This window comes from Pseudomonadales bacterium (assembly GCA_041395945.1).
Classification (GTDB): Bacteria; Pseudomonadota; Gammaproteobacteria; order Pseudomonadales; family Azotimanducaceae; genus SZUA-309.
This window is the reverse complement of the sequence record JAWKZN010000001.1, coordinates 715,983-727,262: the sequence shown is the minus strand read 5'-3', so window position 1 is coordinate 727,262 and position 11,280 is coordinate 715,983. Positions and strand designations below refer to the sequence as shown.

Annotated in this window: 10 protein-coding genes; 2 read left to right on the top strand and 8 right to left on the bottom strand. The window is 60.2% G+C overall.

Annotated features, from left to right (window positions below; all coding sequences use genetic code 11):
• Positions 1-39 precede the first annotated feature (39 nt).
• Positions 40-2,400: a glycerol-3-phosphate 1-O-acyltransferase PlsB gene (gene plsB / locus R3E82_03465; GenBank protein MEZ5549928.1), complete on the top strand. Its 2,361-nt coding sequence runs from the start codon at positions 40-42 to the stop codon at positions 2,398-2,400.
• Here plsB and R3E82_03460 read toward each other — a convergent pair.
• The 3 genes from R3E82_03460 to tsaB all read right to left on the bottom strand — a co-directional run bounded on the left by R3E82_03460 (position 2,387) and on the right by tsaB (position 4,180).
• Positions 2,387-3,112 carry a class I SAM-dependent methyltransferase gene (locus R3E82_03460; GenBank protein ID MEZ5549927.1) on the bottom strand — a complete coding sequence of 242 codons (726 nt, stop codon included), beginning with the start codon at positions 3,110-3,112 and terminating at the stop codon, positions 2,387-2,389. The genes plsB and R3E82_03460 overlap by 14 nt on opposite strands.
• The gene (locus tag R3E82_03455) at positions 3,112-3,375 is read right to left on the bottom strand and encodes a hypothetical protein (GenBank protein ID MEZ5549926.1); all 264 of its coding nucleotides are present in this window, start codon (positions 3,373-3,375) and stop codon (positions 3,112-3,114) included. The genes R3E82_03460 and R3E82_03455 overlap by 1 nt, the downstream gene beginning before the upstream one ends.
• 85 nt (positions 3,376-3,460) lie before the next feature.
• Positions 3,461-4,180 (bottom strand): tRNA (adenosine(37)-N6)-threonylcarbamoyltransferase complex dimerization subunit type 1 TsaB, encoded by a 720-nt coding sequence (gene tsaB, locus R3E82_03450; GenBank protein MEZ5549925.1) that lies wholly within the window; start codon positions 4,178-4,180, stop codon positions 3,461-3,463.
• A gap of 11 nt (positions 4,181-4,191) precedes the next feature.
• Between tsaB and R3E82_03445 the strand changes: the two genes are divergently transcribed.
• Complete coding sequence (locus R3E82_03445; protein MEZ5549924.1) at positions 4,192-5,409, top strand: molybdopterin molybdotransferase MoeA; 1,218 nt, start codon at positions 4,192-4,194, stop codon at positions 5,407-5,409.
• Between the two features lie 169 nt (positions 5,410-5,578).
• On the opposite strand, the gene R3E82_03440 is transcribed toward R3E82_03445, so the two are convergent.
• From R3E82_03440 to recO, 5 genes are all read right to left on the bottom strand, one after another.
• A complete protein-coding gene (locus R3E82_03440; GenBank protein MEZ5549923.1) occupies positions 5,579-6,085 on the bottom strand; it encodes a hypothetical protein in 507 nt (168 codons plus the stop codon).
• 466 nt (positions 6,086-6,551) lie between these two features.
• Positions 6,552-7,199 carry an adenylate kinase gene (adk, locus tag R3E82_03435; protein MEZ5549922.1) on the bottom strand — a complete coding sequence of 216 codons (648 nt, stop codon included), beginning with the start codon at positions 7,197-7,199 and terminating at the stop codon, positions 6,552-6,554.
• 28 nt (positions 7,200-7,227) lie between these two features.
• Positions 7,228-9,261, bottom strand: a complete 2,034-nt coding sequence (locus tag R3E82_03430) for an HD domain-containing protein (protein MEZ5549921.1) — start codon at positions 9,259-9,261, stop codon at positions 7,228-7,230.
• Positions 9,255-10,559: a methyltransferase domain-containing protein gene (locus R3E82_03425; protein MEZ5549920.1), complete on the bottom strand. Its 1,305-nt coding sequence runs from the start codon at positions 10,557-10,559 to the stop codon at positions 9,255-9,257. Before R3E82_03425 ends, R3E82_03430 begins: the two co-directional genes overlap by 7 nt.
• Positions 10,556-11,275, bottom strand: coding sequence for a DNA repair protein RecO (recO, locus tag R3E82_03420; GenBank protein ID MEZ5549919.1), 720 nt, complete (start codon positions 11,273-11,275; stop codon positions 10,556-10,558). Before recO ends, R3E82_03425 begins: the two co-directional genes overlap by 4 nt.
• Positions 11,276-11,280 lie beyond the last annotated feature (5 nt).

Genomic DNA, 11,280 nt, shown 5'->3' with positions numbered 1-11,280 from the left:
AGCCGCCCGGGCTCCTCTGCGCGAGGCGCGGCGAAACTGATGCGGCAATTGAAATACTTCAGCTACCGGATCTGTCGCTGGCTGATCCGTCTGATTGCCCGCCCTCAGCTCATCGGTGCTGAACCGGATGCGGCGATTGCGGCAGGGGCTAAATTTGTCTATGTCCTCAACAACCGCTCACTGTCGGATCTCATCATTGTCGATCTGGTGTGCCGGAAACGCGGCATCCCCACCCCGCTCGATCCGATAAGGATCGGCACTCTCGAAGAAGAGCGACGGTTCTTTTTTCTCAACCGGGCAACCGGCGGCTGGTTTCGACGCAACACCATGCAGACGGTATCCCCCCGAATGGCGCGGATTCTCGAGCAGGCAGACGAATCCTCCGATGTGCACCTGCTCCCGGTTGCCGTGTTCTGGGGACGCTCACCCCAGAAGGAGACCATGCTCAGCGCGATGTTCGCCGAGCACTGGGCCGTGACCTCCCGGCTCAAGCGCATCTTCAATCTGGTGATCAGCCGCCATCACATCATGGTGAGCTATGGCACCCCGATCCCGCTGCGCGAACTGGCCCGCATCGACCCGAAACGTGTGGTGCGTCGCGCCGCCCGCCTGCTGCGGGTGCGCCTTCGCAATCAGCGTGTCGCCACCCTGGGACCGGACTTCTCTCACCAGCGCACACTGATCAATCGGATACTCGCCAGTCGATCCGTCCAGCATGCGATCCGCACCAGTGATGGCGACCCGGTGAAACTCGAAAGACGCGCCCGCAGGGACGCGCTCGGTATCGCATCGAACATGTCCTCTGCAACCATCCGGATCCTGGCCAGACTGCTGACCTGGTTCTGGCAGAACATCTACGACGGCGTGGAGATTCACGGCCTTGCGGAAGTACAGCAGCTGACCGCAAGCAACACGGTGATCTATGTGCCCTCACATCGCAGCCACATCGACTACCTGCTGCTTTCCTATCTTCTCTATCACAACGGCCTGATGATTCCCCACATCGCCGCGGGGGACAATCTCAACCTCCCGATCGTGGGCCCGCTGCTGCGGCGCGGCGGGGCGTTTTTCATGCGCCGGCGTTTTCGCAACGACCGTATCTATGCAGCGGTGTTCTCGGAGTATCTCTATCAGGTATATCGACGCGGTCACTGTGTCGAATACTTTCCAGAGGGCACACGATCCAGAACGGGCCGTCTGCTGCCCGCGCGACTCGGATTGTTGAAAATGACCCTGGAGCACCACAAGCGCGGGGTGCCCAGGCCGCTTGCCTTCGTGCCCGTGTACTTCGGCTACGAAAAGCTCATCGAAGCCAACAGCTACCTGGACGAACTCAGAGGCAGCGAAAAACAGAGCGAGTCGATCGCAGACATCTTCCGCAGCCTGAAACTCATCGGACAGAACTTCGGTAAGGTGGATGTGAATTTCGGCACGCCACTGGTGCTGGATGAATGGCTGACCGAGGGCAGTACCGACCATCTGACTCGACAGCTCGGTGCAGAGGTACTCATCCGGGTAAACGAGGTCGCTTCGGTAAACCCCATCAATCTGGTTTCACTGGTCACGCTGAGCACGCCGCGCTTCGCCATCGACGAAGCCATGCTCATCGACCAGATCGACTGCTACCTGGCATTGCTGAAAGCGGATGCGGACCATCACCGCTATTCGGTCACCAGCATGTCGGCGGGTGAAATTGTGCACTACGTCGAGCATCTCGGCATGTTGAGCCGGGAGAAATACGACTTCGGCGATGTGCTCTGCCATGACCCGGTCAATGCGGTGCTGATGACCTGGTATCGGAATAACTGCGTGCACACCCTGGCGCTGCCTTCGCTCATAGCCTGCCTGATCCATCAGCGGCGCAGACCGCTGAATCGACCGGCCCTGATCACCATGATTGAGACGGTATTCCCCTACATCGCGGCGGAACTCAGCAGCAGGCAGGATCCAGCTGCCGCCGATCGCTGGCTCGAGCATCTGCTGCAACTCGGCCTGCTCGAACTGCATCCTGCCGGCGGCTACACGGCTCCGCCGGTTTCCGACCCCAATCACCAGCGTCTGCAGCTTCTGGCCAGTGTGATCACCCCGACTCTGGAAAGGCTCTACATCGTGCTGTGCCTGCTGGCCGAGCCGAACTCCCGGGTCCGGACCCGGGAGGCGCTGGAAAACGAGAGTAAGAAAATGGCGCACAAGATGAGCCGCATCTACGGACTTAATGCCCCGGAGTTTTTCGACGCACGATTGTTCGATCTCTTTGTGAACAAGCTGGTGGCGGATGGTGCAGTGACCGAGTCCGGCGACGGCACACTGAGCTACGGTCAGCTCGTTTCCGATGTACTCAAAGCCGCTAAAACGGTGATCAGTCCTGAATTCCGCTACGCGATTCTCAGAGGCGCCTGAACATATCGTAACGCACGCTGCGTCCTTTCAACTGCCAGTCCGGCGTACCCACCACGGGGTCTGTGCGGCGGCGCTTCAGCACCACATGAGATCCGGCCACGTTCCGCGCAGACTGGATCAGTGCCCGCAGTGCCTCAAGGTCCGGCTGGTCGCCGTTTTCAGCATCTTCACCGAGCAGCTGGGTCACGTACTGCATGGGTTTCCCGGGCAGTGCCCGTTTCGAACGCTGCGGGAACATCGGATCGAGGTAGATCACATCGTATGGCGTGGATAACGCATCCGGGGACTCCAGCAGAGTCCGACAGTCTCCCAGCTGCAGAACCAGATCCGGAACATCCATGCGCTGCAGCAGATCAGACAGCAGCGCCCAGAGTACGGGATTGCGCTCCACCAGAGTCACACGGTGGCCACGCAGCGCCAGTGCCAGGCCATCGGTGCCCAGTCCGGCCATGGCATCGAGGATCCGCAGACCGTGCCGGGTGCTTCCTGCACAGGCGCGTCCGAGCATGAAATCCCCCTTCAGGCGTTTCTGAATATCTTCCCGTCGCACGTGGACACCACGCAGATCAGCGCCGCGACACAGCCGCAGGACACCGTCGCCATAACGCAGGTGCAGTTCGTCCTGGTCCGGCACGGTGCCCGGCGCCATCACTTCGAAAAGTGCCTCAAAAACCGGTGGCAGCGCTTCGTCTGCCGTCCACAGCAGGCGCATCAGACGTAGAGGTCGATGTGGCTTCCGCTGACGGTCGCATTTCTGATCTGTGCAGCGGAACCGTAGTGCAGCATCGCATCCTGGGAAGCACCCGTAGCGCCACTGATGCGGCGCAGCCGGGGGACATCCTCGGCTCCTGTCGACGCAGCGCCTCCTGCCACGGCTGCCCCGCCAGAGACGTTTCCGCTCAGGGACGACGGCCGGAAATCCGGGACCCGCAGCTGGGGCAGTGTGCCGCTTCGACTCTGGCCTACCGGATTCATTCCGATGTCTTCCGAACGAACGTCCACCGGAGTATAGCCCAGGGTATGCGGGATGCCTGACAGGCCAGTGTGTGGATGACCGGCCTCAGAGGTCGGTTACCTGCGCGTCAGGATTCTGAGGCGGCACGGAAACCCGCCAGGGAGAATCACCCGTCAGGTACAGCGGCAGCGCATCGGCCGGATCCAGTGCAGCACCGGTTCGCAGAGCAGCGAGCGCGAGTGTGCAGACCTCATCGGCACCCGCAGTGATGGTCTCGTCTACCGGCGCGTTCTCAGGCCACCAGTCGGGCCGACTGCCGACAGCCGTCCAGTCATCGAGCTGAACGATCTCCGGGAGCAACGGCAGCCGCGCACAGAGCTGATCGGCCCGTACCGTGTCCGGAATTCCGTCCACGATCCGATGCATTGCGAAGTAATAGAGATCTTTGCGTGAGCGAATCAGTGTGATCACACCACGCCTGCCCGGGTTCGAACCTGATGCTGCCACTGCCAGAGCGAGGGTCCTCGAGGAAACCACCGGCACAACGCCCGCACCTGCGGCAAAGGCAATGGCCTGGGCCGCTGCTGCTGCGATCCTGACACCGGTGAATGAGCCCGGACCACAGCCGAAAGCGACCACATCAAGTCGCGACGCAAGCTCCCGTTGTGTCAGCCCGGCCTTGTGCACGGTCGCCTCGATCATCGACAGCAGCAGCTCGTTGTGACGCCGCTGCACATGCTCGGTAATTCCGAAACGGGTACCATCGATCAACAGGCAGACAGAGCAACGCGCGCCCGAAGTTTCCAGAGCCAACAGATTTTGCATGGGGGCATGTTATCCGAGCACTAGATCTCTCGAAAGCGATCGAGGCTATTGAGTCGGGGGTCCGGGCTGTCACCGGCAGCGAGTCTGTCGATCTGGCAGACGCCCTGCACCGGGTTGCAGCCGAATCCGTCAGGTCGCCGATCAGCTTACCGCCCTTTGCCAGTTCTGCGATGGATGGCTACGCGCTGCGGGCGTCGAGCCGCAGCGCTGCCGGTCCGTTTCATCTTGAGATAGTCGGCAGCAGCCTCGCAGGTCATCCCTTCGAGGGCACAATCGCGGACGGCCAGTGTGTGCGCATCACCACAGGCGCACCTCTGCCGCACGACGCGGATGCTGTGGTAATCCAGGAGAACTGCGTACGCAGTGGTGATCGGCTGCTGGTCAACGTATCCGTGGCCGCCGGCGAACATGTCCGGGAAGTGGGTAACGACATCCACCAGGGTGACAATCTGCTCCTGTCCGGACAGCTGATCAACGCCTTCGACGTCGGTTGGCTGGCGGCCTGCGGGATCGAACGCATCAAAGTCTTCCGCCGCGTACGGGTCGCCGTCTTTTCAACCGGCGACGAGTTACAGGAGCCGGGCACCCCGCTGCAGCGCGGACGGATTTTCGACTCAAACCGGATGACACTTCTGCAACTCCTCAGGGAGCTTCCGGTGCGCTGCGAAGATCTCGGCATCCTGCCCGACGATCCGCAACATCTCCGGACCACACTTTCCAGAGCGGCCCGGGACAACGATCTCATCCTGACTTCGGGTGGGGTCTCTGTGGGTGATGCGGATCACGTCCGGGAAGTCGTCGCAGCAATCGGGCGCATCGATTTCTGGCGCCTGAATCTCAAGCCCGGCAAACCGCTGGCTTTTGGCAGGATCAATGACGCCATTTTCCTGGGGTTACCGGGTAACCCTGTCTCGACGATCGTCACTTATCTGCTCGTTGCCCAGCCTGCGCTGCGCCTGCTGGCGGGTGCCGGCGCCGCACCCGTTTTCCGCTACCAGGCCCGCCTGAAGCACAGGCTGCACCATCAGCCCGGCAGGGAAGAATATCAGCGCGGATATCTGGTCCAGGAAACCCGGGAACTCACAGTGGGTGTGCGCGGTGATCAGAGTTCGAACCGCCTGGGTTCGTTCTCAGGGGCCGACTGCCTCATCCGCATACCTGCCGAAACCGCAGATCTCGAACCTGGCGAACTGGTGGAGGTTCTCCCCTTCCGGGGTATAGGCAACTGAAACAGACCTCATTCGAGGAAGCTTCGGAATCGGAGGAGTTTTCGGGGATTCTTCTGGAATTCAGAGGGAGCGGGACCGTCGCCGGCGGCAGAGCCGCCGACGCCGTCCTCTAGAGGGAAGAGACGCGGCGTTTAAGTCGTCGCGTCTCGACTCGCCTCTACCGGGTCGACTACACGCGTCTCGCTGTGGGACGTCTTCGCGCTACGGTGCCCTTCCTCACCTTACGCGCTGCTGTCGATCTTTTCTTAGCGGGTCGCCGCTTGGCAGCGGTCTTGCGTTTGGCTGCCGTCTTTTTCGCGGCTGGCTTACGCTTGGTCGCCTTCTTTTTGGCTGGCTTGCGCTTGGCTACCTTCTTTTTCGCTGCTTTCTTCTTGGCTGGCCTACGCTTGGCTGCCTTCTTTTTGGCTGGCTTACGCTTGGCTGCCTTCTTTTTCGCGACTTTTTTCTTCGCTACTTTCTTTTTAGCTACCTTCTTCTTGGCTACTTTACGCTTGGCCGGCTTGCGCTTGGCTGCCTTCTTTTTGGCAGGTTTACGCTTGGCTGGCTTGCGCTTTGCGGCTGTTTTCTTGGCGGCTGTCTTTTTCTTAGCTGGTGCTTTCTTTTTCTTGGCAGTCGCTTTTTTGGCAGCAGTTTTCTTCGCAGGGCGCTTCTTTGCTGCGGTTTTAGCTCTCGGCATCAAGAATCTCCTCGGCTACGTTGGGTTGTTTCATCCGACCAACAAGCGTTAAAACAACTACCAACCGCTTGTCCATCAGCTGGATTTCATGCTGCTCCATTACTACTCGCTTCCTGCGACCAGCGGGACGGGCTTTCCTTTAACCCCTCCCGGCAGACCTTCACTTCGGTCGATGCTGCTTCTCTTTATATTCTTCGACTTACCTGGGACTTGCGCCTTTGGTTGATCGAAGAAGCTTGAGAGTCGGCTTCCACTTTCCGTTTCGGTACTGCTGTAACTCTGAGCAACCGATCCTTTTCGCCTTTTCAGATTGCCGACTTTTGAATCTGCCGACACCCGATTAGATTTCTGGATCTGTCCGAGAATCCGTTTCCGGATCCTTTTCATCGTTACCTTAGTTCAGTCTGCGAACGTTGCAACACAAAATCGTAGCGAATGATATGCGAATACAGAAAAAAAACCACCACTAGTTTCGCAATAGTTTGATGATCTGCTTCTGAATTTCTTCCACGTTTCCGAGCCCGTTCACAGTTACGTAGCGCAGTTTGTCACCATCCGACTTGCTCGAATAGAAACCGATGAGTGGCTGCGTCTGGTTTCTGTAAACCTGAAGTCGCTCTTTCACAGTCTCCTCTTTGTCGTCTTCGCGCTGAATGAGCGGCTCGCCTGTCTCGTTATCCTTGCCACTGACTATCGGCGGATTGTATTCAACATGGTAGGTTCTTCCGGAGCCCGGATGCACCCGCCGCCCGCTCATTCGCCTGATAATTTCCTGGTCCGGAACGCTTATCTCCAGCACACAGTCGATCTCCACACCTGCGTCCATCAGCGCTTCGGCCTGTACGATGGTGCGTGGAAATCCATCGAACAGGAATCCATTCCGGCAGTCATCAGCGGCGATGCGCTCCTTCACCAGGTCAATGATGATGTCGTCCGAGACCAGCGCGCCTGCGTCCATCACCGCCTTCACCTTCTTGCCGAGCGCCGTGCCCGCACTGACTGCCGCGCGAAGCATGTCCCCGGTGGAGATCTGGGGAATCGAAAATTCGTCGCAGATGAACTGGGCCTGGGTACCCTTTCCGGCACCAGGCGGTCCAAGAAGAATGATTTTCACAAAAAAGCTCCTGTCGATTGATGAATGGCTACTGTCTGGTTTCCAGTCGGCGCGCCTGTAAAACCGCCGGAATCTGTTTCAATCCCTCCAGGATCCTGACCAGCTGCTCTATTCCGTGCAAGCGTATTTCCAGAGAGATCGATGCAAGAGAGGTTTCCGGCAGCACCCTTCCGGCATTGGACAGCAACGGAATACCTTCGTGATCTAGGTAGGAAGTGATATCGAACAACAGGCCGCGACGGTCATCCGCGAGCAGCTCTATCGTGTAGGAAACACCGGAATTCCCGCCGCCGGGGAGCAGACTGACTCCATCCTGCGAGCTTCCTCCCGACCGGGGAGACGCCTCACTGTGCGGATCTGAGTCAGAATTCAGGAGCACGATCACGTCCAGCAGCTGCAGGTCCCCCTCTGCCAGCAGCCGGAAAAAATCACCTTCGCCCGTGCAGCCGAGTCGCGCAATCGCGGCCTGCAGCGTCTGCGGTTCCGGTACAGGCAGCGCAAGTTCGACAAGGGCCGTTTCGAGCAGAGCGCGTCCCGCCGCTTCACTCTCAGCCGGGGGACGCGCCCGAAACCAGTCGCTGATCTTCTCCCGGGCCCGGGTACTTTTCACGAAGCCAAGATGATGTTCGAGCCATTCCCGCCGGGGAGCGTCTTCGGTTCCGACAAGGATTTCGACCCGTTCACCGCTGTGCAGCTCTGTATTCAGCGCAACCCGCCGACCATCGACTTTCGCTGCCTGACATCGGTGCCCGATCTGGGTATGTACTCTGTAAGCGAAGTCTACCGGGGTCGCACCAGACGCCAGATCAAGGACATGGCCCTTGGGGGTATAGACAAATATCCGCTCTTCTCTGACCCGCTCCCTGAGCTCCATGCCGATGGTCTCAGTCCGGAAACGTTCCCTGGTTTCCTCCTGCCAGTCGACCACCTGTCGCATCCAGTTCATCTTCTGTGTATAGGAAAGGTCTTCACCTCCCTCTTCCTTGTACGCCCAGTGGGCACACACTCCGAGTTCCGCCTCCTGGTGCATTTCCGGCGTACGGATCTGCACTTCCAGGGTCTTGCCATCATCCCAGCGCACCGCGGTGTGAATCGAGCGGTAGCCGTTTTCCTTGGGCGCGGCGATGTAGTCGTCGAACTCGCTCGGAAGATGCTGCCACTCCGTGTGAATCACTCCGAGGGCCGAGTAGCACTGGGCAATATCCGGCACTACTACCCGGATAGCCCTCACATCGTAGACTTCATCCAGACCCACATTTTTGGCGCGCATCTTCAGCCAGATGGAGTAGAGGTGCTTCGCGCGGCCAGACACAGTCGCGTTGATTCCGCGGGCGCGCAACCGATCCTGCATGGCCTCCGCAAGTGCAGCAACTTCCGCTTCCCGTTCGACCCGGCGGCCATCGAGCTGCCTGGCCAGCGTCCTGTATATATCCGGCGCAAGATAGCGCAGCGCGAGATCCTGCAGCTCCCACTTGAGCTGCCAGACTCCGAGACGACTGGCCAGCGGAGCGAATATGAGGTGCGCCTCCTGAGCGATTCTCATGCGGCGTGCTTCGGGCCCTTCCTTTGCCGACCGGAGAGCAACCACCCTCTCAGCGAGCTTCAGAATCGCGACTCTCGGATCGTCGATCATCGAAACCAGCATCCGTTTGATGTTCTCGACCTGATCCCGGGATTCGCTGGTCTGCATCCTGCTGTTCGACATCTCCAGCAGGCTGGTGTCCGCCATCCTCAGTACCGCAACAGCCAGACTCGCGACCGCCGGACCGAGGGCGTTTGCTACCTCATCGGCGGTTACTGCACCGGTCCGCAGCGGACGGTAAACCAGGGCGGCGGCAATGGATTCGGCATCCATATGCAAAGTCAGCAGCAGATTGCCCAGTTCGATGCCGATCTCGAGAAAATCCTCGGCCTGCTCTGCCGTTCGGGCAACAAAATTCAGAGAACGCTCGATGAGTGCCGCATCCAGCGCCGGATGATCGGTACAGATCCGGGCGTGCCAGGCAGCGCGATCGATGAGTCCATCGATCGTACGGGGAATGAGCGCACTGGTGTTTACCATGCTCTGCTGAACACCCCGAGCGTCTCCACATGCGCAGTCTGAGGAAACATATCGAATATCCCTGTCTGTTCCAGAACAAATCCACGTTCAGCCAGCACTTTTGCATCCGCTGCGAAGGTTCCCGGTTCACAGCTGACGTAGGCCACGCGTCTGAGATGATCGCCCCCAATCCACTTCGGGAGATTCGGTCCGGCTCCGGATCTGGGCGGATCGAGCAGCATGTACTCGGTTTCAGCCAGCCGATCGCAGTCGCGATCATACAGATCGCTCAGGACAAACTCACACCGGGTGTCGAGCCTGTTGAGCTGCGCGTTGTTCTGCGCCCGCGCCACTGCACTGGCATCGCTTTCATAGCCGATCACCCGCGCACCGGAACGGGCCAGCGCGAGACTGAAGTTTCCGATACCGCAGAACAGGTCAACTACCGGACTCCCCTGCCCCGGTGCCAGCCCGCGGATGGCAGCCGCGACAAGTCTGCGGTTCATCGCAAGGTTTACCTGTGTGAATTCCCAGGGGAGAAACTCGAAGCGCAGATCGAGGTCCGGGTTCGCATAGCTCAGCAGCCGCGCACCTGCACCTGGTGGCGCGATGAGGTCCCGGCGGGAAGCCTGCCGGAACAGGGCCAGTCCGTGCCGGTTGGAAAAGTTTTCCAGCAGCGTGTCATCTTCCGGGGTCAGGGGAACAAGATGCCGCAGCACGATGGCCTGGGAGTCGTCACCCGCGGCGAGTTCCACCTGTGGTATCGCTGTCGGGCTGGACAGTCCGCCGATCAGCTGACGCAGGGGTTCCAGCAGATCGGCGAATGCTTCGATCAGGGTACGGCAGTAGGTCATCCGCATGACCCGGCCTGAAAAGCTCTCCCGGAATCCGATCAGCACTTCGCCATCGACAACCCGTACACCCAGCCTGGCTCTGGTGCGATAGTGGAGGCCTTCACCCCACTGCGGCTCGAGAACCTGCTGTGGCACAACCTGCTCGGCCTGCAGGGCTTCCAGCAGCCGTCGCTGTTTCAGCGCGACCTGATCCGCATGGTCGATGTGCTGCATCTGGCAGCCCCCGCAGCGGGGAAAGTATTCACAGGGCGGGGTCCGCCGCCCTGCCGCAGCCTGTCTGATATCAAAGGCCTCGGCGAACCAGTCGCCGCTGCCGCGTTTGAGCACCCGGGCCAGCAGTTCTTCCCCGGGCAGACCGTTCTTCACCCGTATTCTGCGCTGATTCAGCGAAGCAGTGCCGAATCCATCCGTGTCCAGAGACTCGACGCTGATGGCGATATCCCGCGTCCGGGGTCCGGCGCTCATTGATTCAGGGGAGGTGGCGGGAGTTCAAGATCTGCAGGCGCGTCCACACCACTGGGTGCGCGACGGCGCATACCGGCGAGCAGACGACGGCTGAGCAACGGCGCGGGACCCAGATGCGCAGCGAGCGCCCTGCGCAGCAGGCGGCGCGCGCTGCGCCGCACACCCGGATCAGTGAAGTCCCCCCTGCCGATCGCCAGCAGTACCGCGCCTGAGTAGCTGCGCGCAGCCGTTGTCCGGGAGAAGCCCACATCCGGGTCGAACTGATAATTTACTTCGGCTGCCAGCGGTCGACCGTCCGTCGCTTCATGCTGGAAATCCAGCGCATAGCCCAGCTCCTCCAGCAGAATCATTTCAAAGCGCCGCAGTGCACCCTCCAGATCGCTTTCCAGATGGTCGAGTACCCAGCGAAGAGCAGCAAACAGTCGCGGGTGGCTTTCCCGCTCCGGCATGAGGCGCATGAGCAGTTCTGCGACATAGAATCCCGCCGCGAGTGCATCTCCCCGATACCAGTGCTGCTTTTCCACTTCGAAGGCGGTCAGGGTGACGAGCCCGCCGCGTCCTGTCCAGCCGGCACGCAGCAGAGCGAACGGCTGCAGAATGCGACCGCGTTTCCCGCCCCTGGCACTGCGGGCAACCATGCTGACTCTGCCATGGTCATGGCTGAACACGGTCAGAAGCAGGCTGTTTTCCCGATATGGGCGGGTGTGCAGAACCACACAGG

Coding starts and splice junctions, on each gene's coding strand:
- R3E82_03455 (MEZ5549926.1), bottom strand. CDS start 3,375: ATGAATCCGGTAGGCCAGAGTCGAAGCGGCACACTGCCCCAGCTGCGG.
- R3E82_03425 (MEZ5549920.1), bottom strand. CDS start 10,559: ATGAGCGCCGGACCCCGGACGCGGGATATCGCCATCAGCGTCGAGTCT.
- plsB (MEZ5549928.1), top strand. CDS start 40: ATGCGGCAATTGAAATACTTCAGCTACCGGATCTGTCGCTGGCTGATC.
- R3E82_03460 (MEZ5549927.1), bottom strand. CDS start 3,112: ATGCGCCTGCTGTGGACGGCAGACGAAGCGCTGCCACCGGTTTTTGAG.
- R3E82_03440 (MEZ5549923.1), bottom strand. CDS start 6,085: ATGCCGAGAGCTAAAACCGCAGCAAAGAAGCGCCCTGCGAAGAAAACT.
- tsaB (MEZ5549925.1), bottom strand. CDS start 4,180: ATGCAAAATCTGTTGGCTCTGGAAACTTCGGGCGCGCGTTGCTCTGTC.
- R3E82_03430 (MEZ5549921.1), bottom strand. CDS start 9,261: ATGGTAAACACCAGTGCGCTCATTCCCCGTACGATCGATGGACTCATC.